General features: G+C 46.2%; 19 protein-coding genes. 10 read left to right on the top strand and 9 right to left on the bottom strand.

Annotated features, from left to right (window positions below):
- Nucleotides 1-7 precede the first annotated feature (7 nt).
- The gene (locus ABWV55_RS03045; RefSeq protein WP_353292531.1) at nucleotides 8-529 is read right to left on the bottom strand and encodes a hypothetical protein; all 522 of its coding nucleotides are present in this window, start codon (nucleotides 527-529) and stop codon (nucleotides 8-10) included.
- Nucleotides 530-596: 67 nt separating this feature from the next.
- On the opposite strand from ABWV55_RS03045, the gene era reads away from it, so the two are divergent.
- The 5 genes from era (at nucleotide 597) to larB (ending at nucleotide 7,181) form a co-directional block, all read left to right on the top strand.
- Nucleotides 597-1,535, top strand: a complete 939-nt coding sequence (era, locus tag ABWV55_RS03040) for a GTPase Era (protein WP_353292244.1) — start codon at nucleotides 597-599, stop codon at nucleotides 1,533-1,535.
- Between the two features lie 964 nt (nucleotides 1,536-2,499).
- Nucleotides 2,500-3,000, top strand: a complete 501-nt coding sequence (locus ABWV55_RS03035; protein ID WP_353292243.1) for a phycobiliprotein lyase — start codon at nucleotides 2,500-2,502, stop codon at nucleotides 2,998-3,000.
- Nucleotides 3,001-4,879: 1,879 nt separating this feature from the next.
- Nucleotides 4,880-6,091 (top strand): tRNA (guanosine(37)-N1)-methyltransferase TrmD, encoded by a 1,212-nt coding sequence (trmD, locus tag ABWV55_RS03030; RefSeq protein ID WP_353292242.1) that lies wholly within the window; start codon nucleotides 4,880-4,882, stop codon nucleotides 6,089-6,091.
- The gene (locus ABWV55_RS03025; protein WP_353292241.1) at nucleotides 6,088-6,489 is read left to right on the top strand and encodes a TIGR03792 family protein; all 402 of its coding nucleotides are present in this window, start codon (nucleotides 6,088-6,090) and stop codon (nucleotides 6,487-6,489) included. The genes trmD and ABWV55_RS03025 overlap by 4 nt, the downstream gene beginning before the upstream one ends.
- Nucleotides 6,489-7,181: a nickel pincer cofactor biosynthesis protein LarB gene (gene larB / locus ABWV55_RS03020; RefSeq protein WP_353292240.1), complete on the top strand. Its 693-nt coding sequence runs from the start codon at nucleotides 6,489-6,491 to the stop codon at nucleotides 7,179-7,181. Before ABWV55_RS03025 ends, larB begins: the two co-directional genes overlap by 1 nt.
- Nucleotides 7,182-7,355: 174 nt before the next feature.
- Here the strand turns inward: larB and ABWV55_RS03015 are convergent, their stop codons facing one another.
- Genes ABWV55_RS03015 through ABWV55_RS02995 form a run of 5 tightly spaced genes read right to left on the bottom strand, consistent with a single transcriptional unit; the run spans nucleotide 7,356 to nucleotide 10,655 of the window.
- Entirely contained in the window at nucleotides 7,356-8,276 is a 921-nt protein-coding gene (locus ABWV55_RS03015; protein WP_353292239.1) for a DUF1517 domain-containing protein, read from the bottom strand.
- Between the two features lie 26 nt (nucleotides 8,277-8,302).
- Entirely contained in the window at nucleotides 8,303-8,521 is a 219-nt protein-coding gene (gene thiS / locus ABWV55_RS03010; protein ID WP_353292238.1) for a sulfur carrier protein ThiS, read from the bottom strand.
- Between the two features lie 5 nt (nucleotides 8,522-8,526).
- Nucleotides 8,527-9,585: a thiamine phosphate synthase gene (locus ABWV55_RS03005; RefSeq protein ID WP_353292237.1), complete on the bottom strand. Its 1,059-nt coding sequence runs from the start codon at nucleotides 9,583-9,585 to the stop codon at nucleotides 8,527-8,529.
- Nucleotides 9,534-9,716, bottom strand: coding sequence for a hypothetical protein (locus ABWV55_RS03000; protein WP_353292236.1), 183 nt, complete (start codon nucleotides 9,714-9,716; stop codon nucleotides 9,534-9,536). The genes ABWV55_RS03005 and ABWV55_RS03000 overlap by 52 nt, the downstream gene beginning before the upstream one ends.
- Nucleotides 9,717-9,719: 3 nt before the next feature.
- Nucleotides 9,720-10,655 (bottom strand): bifunctional riboflavin kinase/FAD synthetase, encoded by a 936-nt coding sequence (locus tag ABWV55_RS02995; RefSeq protein ID WP_353292235.1) that lies wholly within the window; start codon nucleotides 10,653-10,655, stop codon nucleotides 9,720-9,722.
- A 53-nt stretch (nucleotides 10,656-10,708) separates the two neighbouring features.
- On the opposite strand from ABWV55_RS02995, the gene ABWV55_RS02990 reads away from it, so the two are divergent.
- A complete protein-coding gene (locus ABWV55_RS02990; RefSeq protein ID WP_353292234.1) occupies nucleotides 10,709-11,269 on the top strand; it encodes a DUF3611 family protein in 561 nt (186 codons plus the stop codon).
- Between the two features lie 40 nt (nucleotides 11,270-11,309).
- On the opposite strand, the gene surE is transcribed toward ABWV55_RS02990, so the two are convergent.
- Entirely contained in the window at nucleotides 11,310-12,107 is a 798-nt protein-coding gene (gene surE / locus ABWV55_RS02985) for a 5'/3'-nucleotidase SurE (protein ID WP_353292233.1), read from the bottom strand.
- Nucleotides 12,108-12,187: 80 nt separating this feature from the next.
- On the opposite strand from surE, the gene pheS reads away from it, so the two are divergent.
- The 3 genes from pheS to ABWV55_RS02970 all read left to right on the top strand — a co-directional run bounded on the left by pheS (nucleotide 12,188) and on the right by ABWV55_RS02970 (nucleotide 16,000).
- Nucleotides 12,188-13,195, top strand: a complete 1,008-nt coding sequence (gene pheS / locus ABWV55_RS02980) for a phenylalanine--tRNA ligase subunit alpha (RefSeq protein ID WP_353292232.1) — start codon at nucleotides 12,188-12,190, stop codon at nucleotides 13,193-13,195.
- 1,150 nt (nucleotides 13,196-14,345) lie between these two features.
- Nucleotides 14,346-15,254, top strand: coding sequence for an NAD(+) kinase (locus tag ABWV55_RS02975; protein WP_353292530.1), 909 nt, complete (start codon nucleotides 14,346-14,348; stop codon nucleotides 15,252-15,254).
- Between the two features lie 515 nt (nucleotides 15,255-15,769).
- Nucleotides 15,770-16,000 (top strand): hypothetical protein, encoded by a 231-nt coding sequence (locus tag ABWV55_RS02970; protein WP_353292231.1) that lies wholly within the window; start codon nucleotides 15,770-15,772, stop codon nucleotides 15,998-16,000.
- Nucleotides 16,001-16,053: 53 nt separating this feature from the next.
- On the opposite strand, the gene cbiE is transcribed toward ABWV55_RS02970, so the two are convergent.
- Both cbiE and ABWV55_RS02960 read right to left on the bottom strand, forming a co-directional pair.
- A complete protein-coding gene (gene cbiE, locus ABWV55_RS02965; RefSeq protein WP_353292230.1) occupies nucleotides 16,054-17,313 on the bottom strand; it encodes a precorrin-6y C5,15-methyltransferase (decarboxylating) subunit CbiE in 1,260 nt (419 codons plus the stop codon).
- 612 nt (nucleotides 17,314-17,925) lie between these two features.
- The gene (locus ABWV55_RS02960) at nucleotides 17,926-18,048 is read right to left on the bottom strand and encodes a hypothetical protein (RefSeq protein WP_353292229.1); all 123 of its coding nucleotides are present in this window, start codon (nucleotides 18,046-18,048) and stop codon (nucleotides 17,926-17,928) included.
- On the opposite strand from ABWV55_RS02960, the gene ABWV55_RS02955 reads away from it, so the two are divergent.
- On the top strand, nucleotides 18,048-18,317 hold the full coding sequence (locus ABWV55_RS02955; protein ID WP_353292228.1) for a hypothetical protein: 270 nt from the start codon (nucleotides 18,048-18,050) through the stop codon (nucleotides 18,315-18,317). The genes ABWV55_RS02960 and ABWV55_RS02955 overlap by 1 nt on opposite strands.

Genomic DNA, 18,317 nt, shown 5'->3' with positions numbered 1-18,317 from the left:
TGAGTACTCAATCGGTAGCAACAGCGTAAGCATTAGTACTGATAGCACGCTTTTGGTCCTCATCATAACCCCAACGCTCCAAGAATAAGACATCGGCACCCGTATCATCTACAGTCGCCTCAAGAAGCTGTTCCAATCGCTCCTTCACTAATGAGGGTTCCAATAACCTAAGTAACTCCATGCAACGGACGGTAACCCGCTCTGATCCTGCTTGCTGGGTATCGTCTCCACTGCGCTTGTGATGCATTGCCATCGCCGTGCTCATCGCCAAATTGCGAACACTGAGGTCCACTACACTGCCTCCTGCACCACGGAGCTGCTCTACAACGACGTCGGGAATACGATCCATCAAGGCGCTTTCTCCTGCAAGACTCACCGCGAAAAACCCACGGGCCCCATCGCGGCTAGCCACCATTTCTCCAATGCGATCTGCCAGTACTTCATCACTGATTTCTTCATCGTCCCATTGCCGCAGCCAAGCAGCTGTGATCTCCATCGCTTGTTGAAAATTGGGCTGTTGATTCGGCATGGCTCTGCGTTGCCACTTTTGACAGGCTATGACCTCATCGCTGACTGATGAATCGGGAAGCTTAATCATGGTTCAATCCTCACTGCCAGACGACTACCGTTCCGGTTTTGTCGCTTTGATCGGCCGTCCGAACGTCGGTAAATCCACCCTGTTGAACCAGCTTATGGGAGAAAAAATAACCATTACGTCACCGGTTTCCCAAACCACCCGTAACCGGTTGCGCGCCATCCTCACAACTGAGATAGCCCAGATGGTGCTTGTGGATACCCCTGGCATTCATAAACCCCATCATCTTTTAGGCGAGCGGCTTGTACAGAGCGCACGTAGCGCTATCGGAGAAGTAGACCTTGTGCTACTGATACTCGAGGGTTGCAAGCAACCTGGTCGTGGCGACGCCTTCATTGTTAATTTGTTGCGGCAGCAGTCGTTGCCAGTACTGGTGGCATTAAATAAGTGGGATCAGGTAATGCCCGATCAGCATGAGCGAGCTGCTGCTAATTATGAGAAACTCCTCACCAAAAACAATTGGCCGGTACATCGCTGCAGTGCAGTATCGGGGGAAGGCTGTTCCAGCCTTACTACAGCGATGGTCGATAAACTCCCATTCGGGCCGCAACTATACCCACCAGATATGGTGAGTGATCAACCTGGTCATGTGCTTTTAGGGGAATTAATTCGTGAGCAAGTGCTTCTCCATACGCGTGAAGAGGTGCCCCATAGCGTAGCTGTGACAATCAACTGTGTTGAAGAATTCTCTGCTGCTAAGGGCAAGACCCAGAGATGCACAGCTGTCCTTGCCACTGTCTTAGTAGAGCGAAAAAGCCAAAAGGGAATCTTGATCGGTAAGAGAGGTAAAATGCTTAAAACGATCGGTCAAGAAGCACGGCTTCAGATGCAGAACCTGATTGATGGATCGGTTTACCTAGAGTTGTTTGTGAAGGTGATTCCCAATTGGCGTAGTAAGCCGCAATGTCTCGCTGAGCTTGGCTATGGAGGTAGTTCTTGATTGGTATACTAAAACACTAATTTAGAGAATAGTTGCTAATATAATCGGCATAGTTAGTATTCATTTTTGTGTTGCTAACTCGTTTAAGATATGGTAGCAAATGGTGAAATCAATAATCGCATTATTTAAATGCTAAGTTGCTTCCACGTTAACACAGTATGGTCGCTTGTTCAAGCCAAGCCAATATTCCTGGTTAGAGGATAGCGACAGTTTTGCAGTGACTCTGACTCTAAACTTTTGCATCTAATCAGTTTGTAATGTTGCTTAGAGAGATACAGAGACTACCGTAGAGAATGGTATATCGACATCTAATACCGGTAAATATCGTGTTGACTTTCAATGCAAATAAATGTTCTCAAGTAGCCCTAATTATTTCAATAACGGCGCCCTGCGATTAGTTCTCCATATAGATTCAACCCTACTGTTGTAGGTGAGAGTGGTATGCCATGGTCCACAATTTTTTCATAGTAACTTCAGACAATTAACTTGTTAATAAATCACTATAAAGCAAAGTAAATATCTACCTCATTGTACACAAATAAAGGAACTAAAACGCTTTATTGGCGGAGGATATATATCGTGACTATTGGTTAGTCTATGAAATCCTAATTATTTTTATATTTTGCTTGGCTCCCATGGTAGGTTGCTTGAGACAAGCCCAGTAGCTATTGTCTGAATTCAGTACATTCGCTTTAAACACAAATAACCACGTTAGCGATCACCGTATGTTACTACCATTTCTTTCTGTCAAGTTGCTCTCAGATTTGAGAAGAAGCATTAACGAATTCTGATTTAGCGGAATTTCTAGAATCCGTGTGTAAGTGTGCTAGCGTGCAAAATATCCTTTGATGTCTGTCGGTACAGTTCCGTGGTGTTTAGCAACAGCTAAAAATTTATTGGTGAGATCGACTCTATCAATTTTTACTGGTTACATGGTGAAGTTAGTCGAGAAGACGGAGTGATAGTGAGCCAACAAAGCTTCCCTCCGACCGATCCAGTGGCTTTCCTTACCCTGTGCGATGGAGAGTGGATGAGCCTGCGCAGCTGCTTCGAGTTGTCAGTGGGAGGTGACAATGAATGGCATACCAGTGAACGAGGGGAGTTAACTGTTAGGTGTGAAGTGTCCGACGCATCAGCATTGGGACGGTTAATAGTACAAGCCCCCGGTGCAAGCACCAACACCCTGATATTCGGTGCATATGGTCACCTGTCTCGCAACGGAGAACATTTAGGGAGATGGCGTTTTTGGCCCGACGGCAGTATGGAGCTCAATGTCTTTCGACCTGATGGTGTTTTGGTACAGGAGCGAATTTGGTTTGTCTACGTCAACTTGCGCTTACGCAGCACGACTGCTGTGGATAATGATGGGGTGCCCTTGCAAGCAAGTTTTTGTACTGATATCCGCCGAGTGTCTAAACCCCGTCCACTCAAGAAAAACGGCAGCGTAATCGTTCCAATAGGGTGAAAGCCATCCAAAAGTATCGATCCCAGGCTTATAATCATGACCAGCAGGCTTGGTTCTGCTGGTTGTCATAAGCGGTAAGTAATTTTGTGGTCTTATCAGCCCATCGGATGAATCAAAAGCAACTCACAGCCCTCTTGCGTTTAGACATACTAAATATAAAGGACAATAACATAAGCATAACTATCCACCCCTGAAGAGACTAGATGAAGCGATTTTCATGATTGTGCAACAAGTTTGTTATAAAATCGTACTAAAATCAGTGGCATAGGTGGAAAATCTTCAAATTATTGAGATAACCAGTCATCAAAATATATGGAATGTACCGGACGATTCTCATGATAGCACTAATTAGATCATAGATATGATCAAGAAGAGAGTATAGTCTGATGCAATAACATAAATAATTCTAGCATAAACTCGTCTAATTTTTATCAGTGATTGATACTTTTAACCTGAACAGCCAATACTAGAAAACACCAAGATTTGAATCTAGAGGATGTAAACGATCAGATCTAGTGCCAAGGATGGCTAGACAATAAATGTATCAAGACTAGCTTTAAATATCTAATCAAAGTGCGTAAAATTATCTCACTTAAATGAAATATAAACAATAATTTATGACAATAAATTTATTATTCAAGGATTAGTATTAGCTTTGGAAAAAGTAGAATAAAACCGCATTAGCTGTAGAACTCACTAAATATAATAGAGAGAACTTGAAGATCTTGAAATAGATGTTCACAAGATCAGATAGATAATTAACTATTGCTTACATCAAGATAGATGCAGGAACTCAGTTTAATATATATAGGTGATTTAAATAGTTTGTCTTACAAGTATTGTCAGATTGTAAGCTTAGGCAATGCTAATCAATAAATTTGAAGACATAAGATTTGATTAGTCAATTATCGATAATATGAGAAGTAATTAATCAACAATTAAGCATAATGCAGAACATATTATTATACTTCAGTAAGTAAGTAAGTTTTATCGCTTGCTAATGCAAGAGTAACAGTACATAAGGTATACAATTTCTTTGCATTTAATTCTGATATTTAATCAAGGAATATATTTCTATTTGATGATAGCAATTATCTTTATGTTTTAATTAAGTAAACTAAATATGATGATATTTAGAAATTATCGAAACGATTATTTTCGTATCGCTCTTTTAGAAAGATTAACAGTTAAGTATCTCGATTTATTTTTCAGGTTTAAATATAATGTTCACTTTCATCATACAGAAAATATTAAACAATTAGTTACTATTATTATTTTATTCTGATGACGTCAGTAGATAACAACAGTTTTTAACGTGAGATTATTGTTTGTTTAAATTTATTTTTGCTAATGCAAATATACCAATGCATAGCTAATAAATAAGAAATTACCTAGTTTTATCATATAATAAACTTTTTAATAGATAAATAATCGCATATTTATTAAAGATAGGAAAAGTCTAATCGTTTATTCTTTGAAACAAATATTAAATAATATTTAGAATGTTTTAGTTAAATTAGTAGTAACAACATTGATAAATGAAAGTAACTACTAAAAAATTAAAAAAGCCAAAACTTTATATTACTTAAAAGCAAGTGACTAATGGCAAGAACCAATCACGATAGTGGATCGAATGAACATGAACAGAAATAGATAAAAATGATTAAATAAAAAGAGCAGAAGTTGGTAACAAGAAGTTTCGATTGTTTCTTTAAGCCAAGCCAGGGGAAAAGAGGGATAGCGAGCGTTAAGCCGTATTATTAAATCAAGATAATCAGGTGAGCTTTATGCGGATTAGCAAGATTCCATGAGGCTCCACCGATTGATTCATTGGTACTGACAGAAAGAATCATAAGCTAGCTTTGAAATTGGTAGCAGCTTGACTAAGGCGTATCGATTCGATGTGGTGAGTTTAGCTCCTCAGGCTTTCGCCATGTTGTCTGGTTTTGGAGTAGTCGCTCGTGCCTTTTCCACAGGGATTGCGGAGTTACATTTGCACAACCCACGGACGTTTGCCACAGATCGCTATCGAAAGGTAGATGACAAACCGTATGGTGGCGGTGTTGGGATGGTGCTTAAGCCTGAACCAGTGTTCGCAGCCATGGAGTCGGTGCCACGCTGCCTACGTTTCAGGGTGTTATTGATGTCCCCTCAGGGTCGACCCTTACGGCAAAATGACTTACAGCGTTGGTCTACCCAGTTCGATCAATTGATCTTCCTTTGCGGCCATTACGAAGGGTTTGATGAACGCATTCGTCATGTAGCAGATGAAGAGGTGTCAGTGGGAGATTTTGTGCTGACCGGTGGTGAGTTGCCGGCAATGACAATAATCAACGGTGTGGTTCGCCTGTTGCCCGGAACAGTGGGCACAGCAGAATCGCTGATAGAGGAGAGCCACAGCACTCCGTTGCTAGAACACCCTCAATACACGCGACCTGCGGATTTTCGAGGAATGAAAGTACCAGCAGTGCTACGTAGTGGAGATCATGATGCGATTGCAAGTTGGCGGCAGCAACAGCGAGAGATTCGGACTAAGGAACGTCGTCCGGATCTATTTGCAAAATGGCAATTCGAGAGAATGGACGACGACTGCAGCAAAACTGCTATGAAGCTGCGCATTGGCAATGGATATGACATACACCGCCTAGTACGGGGGCGAGAATTGATTATTGGTGGGGTGAGCTTGGAACATCCAGATGGTCTGGGCCTTGATGGCCATAGCGATGCTGATGTGTTAGTTCATGCTGTCATGGATGCCCTGCTCGGTGCGTTGTCCCTTGGCGATATTGGCAAACACTTTCCGCCCACTGATTCGAAGTGGAGAGACGCCAACAGCTTGATACTCTTAGAGCAAGTGGTTAAACTGGTAAAAGAGCGAGAATGGCGAGTTGTCAACATTGACGCTGTCTTGATCGCCGAACGTCCCAAACTCAACCCCCATCTGGGGATCATGCGTCATCACATCGCCAAGCGGATTGGCATTACTGAGGAGACCGTTAGCATCAAAGCCACTACCAATGAAAAACTTGGTCCGGAAGGTCGCGAAGAAGGAATTAGTTGCCATGCCATAGCGCTGCTGCAACAGTCGTGATTCGCAAACTCTCCCTCGTATTAGCCATCCTGGTCCTTTGCGTGGGACAAGTCTTGGCTAACGAAGAAGTGATCGAGCAACTGCGGCTGCGGGTTCCTGCCCATCAATTAGACACTTGGCTAGACGGTGAGAAAAAGATCTGGCAGCCTTGGCTTGAGATTCAGGAAGGGTTTCTAGGGCGCGAGATTACCTGGGATCCTGACCGAGAAGAGGGACAGCTACTCATCCGTTGGGCGAGCAGAAAACAATGGAAGGCGATTAATCCCGAAGAAGTACAGCGGGTAAGGTGCCAATTTGAGGCTGTGGTGAATGTAGCTTTAGGACGCAACGAAGCCGCGGCGTCGCCTTTTCCGCTTGTATCGGAAGGAGAGCTGCAGCTGCTCCATTTGTCTGATTGATGCTAGATGATTGCCTGGATTTACAGCGGCGACAGCGTCTCGGTATGGTGGAGGCCATATGGGGAGAACACAAAACTGTTGATCAGGTGGTCGCAATTTTAAAGCAATTTGAGGAGGCCGGTGAACTGGGTCTGGTAACACGGGTAGATGTCGAAAAAGCGGAGGCAATTTTGTCGGTGATGCCCCAGGTCATGAATCATGTCGATGCACGTTGTTTAACAGTGGGATCTTTGCCAAAACTGACTGATATGCCTGCAGCTGTAACAGTTATTAGTGGAGGCAGCAGTGATCGCACAGTGGTAGCAGAGGCCACACTTGCGTTGCATTGCCACGGGATCCATGTCGACTCAGTAACGGATGTTGGAGTTGCCGGTTTACATCGTCTCCTTGATCAACTGCCAGTGATCAGCAGTGCCAAAGTCCTCATTGCCTGTGCTGGAATGGAAGGAGCATTACCGACCGTGCTAGCTGGGTTAATGCCACAGCCTGTTATAGGTGTACCTGTCTCTGTCGGTTACGGCGTTAGCAAAGGAGGTCGTACGGCGCTCGAGGGGATGCTAGCGAGTTGTGCACCGGGATTATTAGTCACTAATATCGATAACGGTTATGGAGCTGCGATGGCAGCACTGCGCATAGTTAAAGAGTGCACACGAGCGACTAGATTAGAATCAAGCTGTCAGCCAATACTTTAGCTCGCCATACTAAATTGTGGTACACAATTCTATCAAGCACTACACTTACCTTTATTCGTCTCCTTCATATCGCTACGGCTTTAGGATGGTGATTATGTGAATTCGAAATCTGAGCACTGAATATTAAAAAAATACTCTTTAAAAGCCGAAATCCTGATAAATATGTGAATCTCTTTAGAGATGCTGAAGATTTGGGTAGGCGGTTACTAAATCTTCAGCGCTCAACACATCTCCATGTCCTTCAGGTTGCCAAATTACCTCTAGAGCAATTAGATCGCTCGACGCTGTTGACCCGAGAATACGCAACGTTTGACGTAAGTCCTCCTCTGTTTCTATACCACAGAATTTGGCTTTGGTTGTGGATGCCGCTAGTAAGGTTACTACAATAAATTCGTTGGCGGCATCCGCATCACCGGAACCAAGATTGACGTCGGTCTGCTGTCGCCCCCCGACGTTGCTGATTAATTCGGCGTCTAATTTGCTGCGTTCATTCATCGACAAGCGATTGAAGGTCGATTCGGCTGCATTGAAGGGAACGTTCCCGACTTCGGAATTGGCGTATACCCAAAGGTCTGGCTGACGTAATAAGGCAAGAGTTGTCTCTTGTAATACCCTTTGCAAACTGACAATGTTGGAGGTGTCAGCCGTCAAGGCTATGCGACGTAAATCTCCTTGGAGTGATTTAGCACTGGCTAGGAGACCTACTTGTACTTGAATCATGTTCACATTGCGGGACAACGTCGGGGCAGCTTGACTCCCATCTAATGTCGGTGAAACATTTCCATTACGAACGGCGTTTACAAGAACACCTGCGATCGCCATGAGGATTAAGAATCCGAAGAGACCACCACCACCGAATCCAAAAATTGGAATAATGAAAGGGAAGCCAAAGCCACCACCCCGGTAGCCACCTCCGCTGTAGCTGCGGCTGCTGGGAGACGACGTCGACGGTGCACGAAAATTCCCACCGCCGATGCGACCGCCTCGGGCTGCATCGGCGGGCTGTACCTGGACGAGACTGAATCCTACCAACGCTATGGGAAGGAGCAACAAGGCAAGCAGGCGACGGATGCAGAATAAAAGTTTGGTTCCCAACGCGGCACTAAATCAGTGGCTTGACTCTAAGAACCTCCGCCAACGATGGTGACAATTTCTAGGCTGTCGTAATCACCCACTGGAATATTTGGCCACTGACTGCGGGGAACAATGACGCCGTTATGCTCAGTCACTACTAACTGAGGATTGTGTCCGAGGGCTTGTATTACTGACAGCAAGTTTGCTGAAACCGGAGATTGATCAAGGCGACGTGGTTCACCATTCACATAGAGATCCAAAGCCATGGAATTTAATTTGGTGGTAGCGACAGAGCCTGAAGCAACTGTTGAGTTGCAAGTCCGGGGTCCTCTGCATTCATGATTGCGCTGATTACGGCAATCCGCCGGCAGCCCGCTTTACGCAGCGAGGCAACGTTACCGATGTGGATACCTCCTATGGCGAATAGCGGGAGAGATGCAAGTGATAAGGCTTCGGCAACCTGTTGTGCCTCAATAGCGGCCCGTTCGGGCTTGATTGACGTCTTATGTACCGGACCAAGTCCTAAGTAATCGCAGGGCTCAACATCGGCACTGCGCAATTGATGGATGGAGTGCGTACTTCGACCAAGTAGTCGCGTATCACCAATCAGCGCCCGCGCTACGCTGGTAGGCAAATCGTCTTGACCGAGATGCACTCCATCTGCATCCAGCGCTAGGGCCAAGTCGATACGGTCATTGACTAGGAAAAGAGCTCCATGGACCTGGCAAAGAGCTCGCAAATCTTTTGCTTCTTCAAGTCGTTGACGGTCGTTTCCGTGTTTGCAACGATATTGCACCATCGCTACTCCGTTGCGAAGTGCATGCCCCACTCGCTCAATTAGATCAGGACAGGGAGTGGTAATGAGGCAAAGATGACAGTCATTAAGTTTTTGGCGTCGTTGTGCCCCAACCGCATCATTAAGACAGGTCAATTCGAGGTCGTAGAGCCCATAACGAATCACAGTCGCTTCGGAAGCCAAAGAAGGATCAACTAACCGGCAGTACTCCTCCAGCACACGGAGAGCTTCTTGGACTCTCCCGCAGTTAGCGACCACTATATCTTCGGCATTTCGGCGTTCGAGTTGTGCGGGATGCCCTAGATCGGCTCCTGGATCCGTTGCTACAGACCGTGCCTGTTTGTAAGCAGTGCAATGCAGACGCCCCAAGCGGTGTCGCCAGTCTTTAAGACGGATCACTAGGTCGTCGCGCTCAAGACCAAAGCGACACCAGTCTTCTACCACACGTAGACCTTCGCGGGCTCTATCTAGATTGGCATCGATTAGCCGTGCCACTCGTCGATCGATTGACGGCATTCCATCCATCCATCCCATGGCACGCTGAGAAGAGATGATCTACCACAGATAATGGAAAACGAAGGTTCCGAAAGCTCCATGCATGTCTTGATCTGGGGTATTGGACTGATCGGCAGCATCGGCTTCCTCATCGTCTGGGGGTTGGTCAATGCTTACCCAAATCTATCCTGATCTTTGCGTTGCAGTAAGCGTCGGGCCTGTTCTGCGTCCTGCCCAATCTGTTCACTGAGCGCCTGAAGATTGTTAAACCTCAGTTGACCGCGTAGCCATTGAACAGGTTCGATCAGTAGCTTGCGCTGTTTAAGTTTCAGGTCGCGATCAAGCAGGTTTACCTCAACTGCAGATGGCGAGTCAGGATCCACTGTAGGTTGTGGCCCCAGGTTCATCACAGCGGGGAGGCATTCTTCAATCCCGTCCAGGCTCGCCCAGGCTGCGTAAACGCCAAGCTTGGGCAAAAACTTACGGCCGTCAACCTGTAGGTTCGCTGTCGGCCACCCTAACCTGCGGCCCAGTCCGCGACCGCTAACTACCTTGCCCTGGAATCTATAAGGTCGCCCCAGCAGGGTTCCGGCTTCATCAAGGGCCCCTTGCTCGAGGGCGGTGCGGATTCGGCTGCTACTCATTCGCCCCTCCGCGTCTCCTACGCTGTCGACAATTTTGACATCAACCCCTTGATTGCTAGCCAAGCTTCGCAACAGAGCTGCATCTCCACTGCGGCGGTAACCAAAACGGAAATTTGTGCCGACAGCTATACGCTGCGCCTTCAGGGTGTCTAGCAGAATTGTTTTCACAAATGCTTTTGCACTAAGCCGAGCGAGCGCTGACGTAAATGGCACCAAAACCAGCTGTTCGATCCCTAACGGTTCAAGTAATGAAAGTTTTTCGTTAGGAAGGTCTAGGTGTAGTCGCGCTTCACCAAAGAGCACTTCACGGGGGTGCGGCCAAAAGCTCACCATGCTGGGGACGGCATTAGTACCTTCTATGGCCGCCTCGATCACAGCGCGATGTCCAGCATGGAGCCCATCAAAACTTCCCAGGGCTAATGCAGTAGGCCTACGGGCGTCCTTTGGCGAGCAGAGCGGAATCAAGAGGTGCGGGCCGGACGCTTTAGTGGCAAGTTTGAACGACTGACCTCCCGGGCATGGCGAATCGCTTCGATTTCCAGCAGTTGTCCTTCGGGCTGCGGCGCATGGGCTGGATTCGTTTTTGGATTCAGGTTGCCCTTGGCATAGTTGTTGTTGGTGTGTTGCTTTTCAACAACATTGGCGAAAGCCTGGCTCGCAATACAAAGCGAGCGGTGGGACTTGGACCAGGACTGTCGCTCACTACCCTGGCTTTTCTAGTGTTGCTATACAGCCTTTGGCAAGGATGGTTGATTGTGCGAATCGGCCGAGCTGTTGATAGCCCAGCACGACCTACCCGTGGCGAGACTGCACGTCTAATTAAGCGAGGCTTGCTGGCGGATTTAGTGGGTATTACTTTCGGTGCAATCGGCTACCAAGCTCTAGCAGGAAGCTTATTCGTACAAGCATCGATGCAAGCTCCCGGTATCGCTATTGGCAGTGGTGGCATGGCTGATAATCTTGCTATTACGTCCCTGGAAATGCTCTCGGTGTTGAGCAATACCCAGGTGCTATTCGCTCACTTAATCGGGTTGATGTTTTCGCTGCGATTGTTACAAAAAGTTTATCGGACTCAATGAGCAAATCGGTTTTGTTTTTTGACTTGCCTTAATGCACGTACTAGCCCTGAAGCTTGATTCGGGGAAGGTCCCCGAGTGGGCCACGCCAAAATAGATCTGGCTGAATTGGAGTCAAAGATGGGCAGTTTGAGTGAACTTGCGCCACATCGCTGAGCCAGTCTTTGGGTCCTTCACTTGTCGATTCGAGATCATTAACCACTTCGCCAGCAAGCCAATAGTAAGCACGGCCTCGCGGGTCGAGGCGTTGGCTGAATTGTTCGTCGTATTTCCGAATCGACAAACGCGTCCAACCTAGTGGACCCATAGCCTCTCTTGTACAAGGCGGAATGTTGAGATTCAGCAGCATATTATTGGGCCAATGATCATTTAAAGCTTGCTCGCCAACGTCCATGGCCAAATCTGCAGCGGCTTGAAATTGACGCCACTGAAAACAGGCACTGCTTACAGCGAGAGAGCGGATTCCCTCCAGTGTGGCTTCCATGGCAGCGGCTACTGTGCCGGAGTAAAACACATCTGTGCCGAGATTCGGACCGTGGTTGATACCCGATAAAACAAGATCAGGTTTGTCCTTCACCAGCTCAAATAAGGCAAGCTTTATGCAGTCGGCTGGAGTGCCGCTGCAGGCCCATGCAGTGACTCTTGGTGTAAACAGCTCGTCGGCACGTTCAGCTCGGATGGGTGTTTGAAGGGTGAGGCTATGACCGGTGGCAGAACGCTCTTGGTCCGGACAGACCACTGTTACTTGGTGACCACGAGAAGCGGCAGTAGCAGCAAGAGTGCGAATTCCGCTAGCGAAAACCCCATCATCGTTGCTGATCAGAATCCGCAGCGGGGTCATGGCAAAGACATCTGTGGTGCTTCTTGGAACCTAGAGGCGGCCAAACTACTTACAATTAGCTTCCCACCCAAAACACGCTAGTGAGCTCCACGGTCACTCTGCAGCAGCTCACCGATCGGCTGGACGTTTTAGAAAAGAAAGCCGCTGCTGAAATTGCCGAAGCAGTCAATGCCCAATCTCTCGAGCAGTTGCGTGTTGGCTTACTCGGCAGAAAAGGTCGAATTTCAGCTGTGCTTAGTGCGATGGGACAACTCCCTGGGTGCGACCGACCCGCTGTAGGAAAGCGGGCTAATTCATTGAAAGATCAGGTTCAGACTCTGCTTGCCGATCGTATGCAGGCTGTAAAACAGGCGGCGATGGCTAAACGCATTTCTCAGGAAGTCCTTGATGTGACAATTCCAGCCTCTGGAGCGTCTATGGGGCATCGGCACCCCTTGATTTCCACCACTGAAGAGATTGTTAATCTATTTCTGGGCTTGGGATATAACGTTGCGGAAGGCCCTGAGGTAGAGCAAGATCGCTACAACTTCACAGCTTTAAACATCCCAAAAGATCACCCGGCCCGAGACATGCAAGATACCTTCTACTTAGAAGGAGACTTATTGTTGAGAACTCATACATCTCCAGTACAGATTCGCTATCTCGAACAGAATCCACCGCCGGTTCGTATAGTATCACCAGGCCGCGTCTACCGAAGAGATACTATAGATGCCACCCACTTGCCGGTGTTTCATCAGGTGGAAGTGTTAGCCGTGGATGAAAGCCTGGATTTCAGCCACTTGCGGGGGACAGTGATGGCATTTTTGAAAGCATTCTTTGGAGACCTACCCATTCGTTTTCGCACCAGCTATTTCCCCTTCACCGAACCTTCTGCAGAAGTGGATGTAAGTTGGCATGGACGCTGGTTGGAGGTAATGGGCTGTGGCATGGTGGATCCCGCTGTTTTAACGGGACTAGGACTTGATCCAGAGCGCCACAGTGGTTTCGCTGCAGGTGTTGGGGTAGAAAGGTTATGCATGGTTCGCCACAGCATTGACGATATTCGTCGGTTATACACAAGTGATTTGCGCTTTCTTGAGCAGTTTTGATGGAAGCAGTCTCGATAACCGGCAAATAACTTCTAATTTCACTTTTAATCACATAAAATAACTTTTTATCTCGATATTACATGAGTCCATGCTAGTTAATCTTTTGCTCAAAGCTGATATATAAATCTGGTTGTTCATGCCTTATAGCTTTCTTTTTATCTGCATTTGCATCTGTTATAAAAACTAGATCTTAATTTGATTTCAGTTGGCTTAATAGTTATTCCGAAATCATATTAACCAATAATGGCATTCAGCTATCCAACAATAAGATTATTACTAATAAAAGCTTCTGAGTTAGATTTTAATAAGACTAAAGCTTTGGCAAATGCAAATTAAAACTTAATTACTAATATGATCAACATTTTTGTTCAATAGAACACGATTCTAGGTCATAGCATTAAAACTATTTGATATTAATAAACCTCAGGAATTGACCATAATTATTTTCTTTTGACAGGTTATTGCAAGGCAATAAAGAACTAACAATATACTTTGTTAACTATCTATCTTTCATTAAAATAGATTAGATTAGTTTAATAAAGTACCTTACATTAATTTACATATTATTTTATTAAATATCTAATGTTCCTAAGACTTAGGATAAATGTATTGGTGATGTTAAACAGTTAATTATTTTAAACTTTTTGAATCTTGAACTATACAAATTTTATTATTGTCGACTTATTAATATAAATTTTTTTTCGGTATTTTATTAATAATATTAGTTACTGCTAATTGATTTACTTTTTTGGTTGTTGATTCTACTTCAGTCATTTCTCTAATACCGATCAGTCATTTATGATAATAAGAACTGTAAAATTATTTTACTCAGTTTAAAATGACATTTTTAAACTTTTAGCTCCCACTATTACCAATTTACCAGAAAATAATTAGATTACACACAACAAAATTCCTTTTAGGAAAGCCATACCACATAAGTCAATAACTTAACCTAGCTGCGATGTTAAGCCACCAGTCCAGTCAGTGACATTAACGTCCAAGCTTAAGACTAGTAATTCTCTGTTCAATGCATGAGTAAAAGTCATTGGTGAGGCGATCATAAATTTGATTTCGCTTCAAGCAGCTTTTTGTTTTATTCGTCTTAAGTCACGCCCATAAAATGGGTGCGTTGTATCCCCCTCTTCGATCAGTGCCCCGAATTGGACTGATCGTTAATGATGGCAAGCCGCTTGCAGAACAGACGGCAGACACAATTCAGCAACGTCTTGAAGCTGCTGGTCAGGAAGTAATACGCGCCAGCAGCTCCGGCGGCATGGTCGGATTTACCAATCCAGACCAACATCTCCGCGTGCAGGGCTACAGTTCCTTTGTGCCAGAGGGCTTTGATGCATCGATGGCATTAGCTATAGTGCTCGGCGGCGATGGCACCGTACTCTCAGCAGCACGGCAGACGGCGCCTGTGCGTGTGCCTATTTTAACAATTAACACAGGACACCTTGGCTTTCTGGCTGAGGCTTACTTGGGGGATTTGGATCGCGCCCTCGAGATAATATTGACGCAGCAATGGAAAATTGAGGAGCGCAGCAGCCTCGTGGTCAGTGTGATGCGCGGTGATCAGCGCTGCTGGGAAGCCCTCTCTCTTAATGAGATGGCTTTGCACCGTGAACCGCTCACTAGTATGTGTCACTTTGAGATCGCGATCGGCCGCCATGCTCCGGTGGACATTGCTGCTGATGGGGTGATTCTTTCCACGCCGACTGGTTCCACCGCCTATGCCTTGAGTGCCGGTGGTCCGGTAATCTCTCCGGATTGCCCCGTATTACAGCTCACACCGATAGCACCCCATTCCTTGGCGTCAAGGGCTCTTGTGTTTAGCGACCGCGAACCGGTAACGGTTTTTCCCGCGACACCGGAGCGGCTAATGATGGTAGTGGATGGATCTGCGGGTTGTTACGTGTGTCCGGAGGATCGTGTGTTAATTCACCGAAGTGATCATCCCGTACGTTTTGTGCGGCTTGTCGATCATGAGTTTTTCCAAGTGCTTCGCAACAAATTGGGATGGGGTCTGCCTCACATTGCAAAGCCTGGTAGAGAATAACGCTTGGGCTAAGCCTCCAGATGGAACTATGAGTCGTAACACTGAGCACTCGTCTCAAGTCCCCAACACAGGTAGGTGGTGCCCCGATATTGAGACTGGTTAGCAGCTGTACCCGTCGCTGGTAAACACCAAGGCTGTCCCTAAAGCTATGCAATTAATTTGTTGAGGTGCACATTTTGATAGATTTTTGTGCAGACAATTACTAAATCCACAAACGACTGGTTTGGGTTTTAATCTCGGTGATTCTATAGCCCCCTTGGGCGGGGTAACATTCCGGCAATACATACTTAGTTATTCGCACCCCCTTCCACTTAATTGACTCACCACACAAAAACTAACGCACCACTTACTTTGATCTAAGCGAGGGCAGCGTTTTCCTGGTAATGACGCTACCAGACAGAGTGAGCGCACGGTGTACGTATTAAGAATTCAAGCTTTTGCAAATGTAGATTTTATACATGAATATGTAACTCTAGCTACTGCCTCAGTCTTGTTACTTTTGATGACTGATCGTTATGAGTAGTTCTCGGGTAATCTTACTTCCCTTGGTAACACAATGTTGTGGTAAAACCCATATCTGCGTTAGTACGGGGGCAAGCCGTAAGGCAAACCGGCAAAGGCCAAGATCGATTCAGCTGCATCCTTACCGTCGCTGCATAACATGTGGTTTTTATCAAGTAGTCGACGACCATATGCTTTTAGACGTTCAAAATTTCGACCCTTCTAGATGTTGTATCTCTATATGAGTAATGAAGTAATTATGACAAAATCTCGGCTTTCTGTTTGCAATGGTTTACCCCTAAGCTACCCTTGTACCAGTGGCTATGAGCGTTGGATTCATGGGTGTGAGACGAGTGCCATCACCAAGGGTCTGTCCTCGCCAAGCTTGAAGCTGACTGACGCGAACAGTCATGCCCGATCTTTCGAATGTGGAGCGGATCTCAGCCACACTCTCTATAGTGGCAAGTGGGATAACTATTATTCCTTCAGGTTGAAGTCGTTCAATCACAAGCTCCAGAAGCTTACTGCATTGGCGGCGTCCTCCACCTCCGATAAGAACTCGATCTGGTTGATCCAAACCTGGCGGGACTCCTGTACGCAGCAGGTTGATCGCCTCCGCCTCGATTACGGCTGTAGGTTTTACGCCAAGCCGCCCGGCATTGGCTTTAATCAAAGCCGCTCCACCAGCACGTTGCTCTACAGCCATCAATTGAAGATCTGGTCGCAACCGCAAAGCTTCTATTCCCACGCTACCTGTACCAGCACCCAGGTCCCAAATTACACCTGTTTCCGGCAGATTGAGGTCGGCTAACAATTGAATTCGCACTTCTCTTTTAGTCATCAACCCCGGACGGTCGCTGTGTTGTAAATACAGCCCATCATCTAAACCGAAAAGCGTGTAGGACTCGGGAAGATGGGAAGATGGGTTTTTCGCTATCAACAGAACAATCAATAGCGGTTGCGTATCAGTAGGTAGATCAATATCGGGAGCAATACATTGAACCCTTTCTTTAGAATGGCCAAGGTTTTCACATAACCAAAGAGTATAGCTCGCCTCAAGCCCACTACTCCGCAGCGTTTGCCGCACGGTGTCAGCACCGCCTTGATTGGGATCTGTCAAAACGGCCAGAGCAGCAGGACGCTTTTGTAAGGCCTGACTTAAAACCTGCGGATCTCGGCCATGAAGACTCACCCACGTGGCATCCTGCCAAGAACGGCCTATACGCGAGAACGCTAGTTGCAGGGAGGTGGGAGCTGGATGAAACCGCAGTCGATCTGGCCCTAGCCGATCGCTCAGAATGCGGCCGATGCCAAACCAGAGGGGATCACCACTGGCAAGTACCACAGCCGCTGCAGTCGTGTCTAATTCCTGTAAGGCGTTCAGCAGTGTTCGCTGATCGTCACTGTTGATGAGAGTTGCTGCATGACCTAACCATGCTTTCACAGCAGATTGGAGTCGGAGTGGAGCGGCAATACATTGAGCTTCACGGATCAGCTGTTGCTGAGCCGCCGCTAGAGAAGCAGGTGCTCCTGCATCAGTGCCAATTACATCGATCATCAGAGAATTATGGCAGAATGTTGATATTTTAAAATCGGGTTATTATCAGCTGTTTTCTAGATTTTCTGACAATTGCTGATTTTATAAGGCTATGAATATTCTTGCGCATCTCTAGTTCAGTCGGTCTTTTCAATTTCGCTAACCTCTATTGGCGATAGAGTCATACAATAAGCCCAGCAGTCAAATCTTCGGCCTGGTTTTTGAGTCATAATCACTTAACATCATCATATGCACTAGCTTTACTTCATTAGATTAAACGCGTATGTTAGCACTACTAGAATACTTTTCCTACTGGCTGAATTACTTGCTCTATTTCTGCGAGTTGTGCTCATTATTACTAACTACTTTAAAAACCTGTGGCTTAGCTATATCACAGACCCATTTGGTTGCGTACTGATGCAGATAGAGAGATCACATTTATTTGGTCAAAATTTTGCACATATAGCCTAGTCTCAATAGTGTTAAAGCAATTTTCTAGAGCACAATTTATCTCCTTAAAGCTGAAATTAACTAGTTTAATCTCTAATTTAGGTCAAGCAACGGGTCCGGCGGATAAACCGATTGAAGTAGCTTATAGCAATTCGGTGCAGTAGTTGTTACTTACAATTAAAATCAATGATGAACAATTCGGCCTTTCGATTTGGCACCAAGCAGAACAGCCAATTTCTGAATACATTTGGTCAGGCTGCTGACCATCAGCTCGATCCGGTCATCATGGCTTCCTTGCGTAAACAATGCTCACAGCGACTGTTGAGATTGATATGAAGCGAACTGAAAGACGTCAGCGTTTACACGAATTGTTGCTGGCTTTGATAGCCAGAGAAGAAGAATTGCCCCTGATGGACGAGGAATTGCCCGCACTGGCCGGTGGCAGTACACCAGCGCGTTGGTTGGATCAAAACCGCCGTACGCTTCATCGTTACCAGGCTTTGGTTCGTACGGTGGTCACCCTAGACGCTCTTTTGGACGCAGAGGACACTTCGCAGAATCTCAACCCTGGCTGA

The organism is Synechococcus sp. M16CYN, assembly GCF_040371545.1.
In the GTDB taxonomy this organism is placed as follows: Bacteria; Cyanobacteriota; Cyanobacteriia; order PCC-6307; family Cyanobiaceae; genus Parasynechococcus.
Note: the sequence above shows the minus strand (reverse complement) of the source record. Positions and strands in the feature narration are given on the sequence as shown.

What these genes read in the sequence shown, in the direction of transcription:
- cbiE (WP_353292230.1), bottom strand. Translation starts at nt 17,313, where the DNA reads ATGATCGATGTAATTGGCACTGATGCAGGAGCACCTGCTTCTCTAGCG.
- ABWV55_RS02970 (WP_353292231.1), top strand. Translation starts at nt 15,770, where the DNA reads ATGAGTAGTTCTCGGGTAATCTTACTTCCCTTGGTAACACAATGTTGT.
- ABWV55_RS03005 (WP_353292237.1), bottom strand. Translation starts at nt 9,585, where the DNA reads ATGGGATGGATGGATGGAATGCCGTCAATCGATCGACGAGTGGCACGG.
- ABWV55_RS03045 (WP_353292531.1), bottom strand. Translation starts at nt 529, where the DNA reads ATGCCGAATCAACAGCCCAATTTTCAACAAGCGATGGAGATCACAGCT.
- era (WP_353292244.1), top strand. Translation starts at nt 597, where the DNA reads ATGGTTCAATCCTCACTGCCAGACGACTACCGTTCCGGTTTTGTCGCT.
- ABWV55_RS02955 (WP_353292228.1), top strand. Translation starts at nt 18,048, where the DNA reads ATGCTCACAGCGACTGTTGAGATTGATATGAAGCGAACTGAAAGACGT.
- ABWV55_RS02990 (WP_353292234.1), top strand. Translation starts at nt 10,709, where the DNA reads ATGGCGAATCGCTTCGATTTCCAGCAGTTGTCCTTCGGGCTGCGGCGC.
- larB (WP_353292240.1), top strand. Translation starts at nt 6,489, where the DNA reads ATGCTAGATGATTGCCTGGATTTACAGCGGCGACAGCGTCTCGGTATG.
- surE (WP_353292233.1), bottom strand. Translation starts at nt 12,107, where the DNA reads ATGACCCCGCTGCGGATTCTGATCAGCAACGATGATGGGGTTTTCGCT.
- thiS (WP_353292238.1), bottom strand. Translation starts at nt 8,521, where the DNA reads ATGGCTTTGGATCTCTATGTGAATGGTGAACCACGTCGCCTTGATCAA.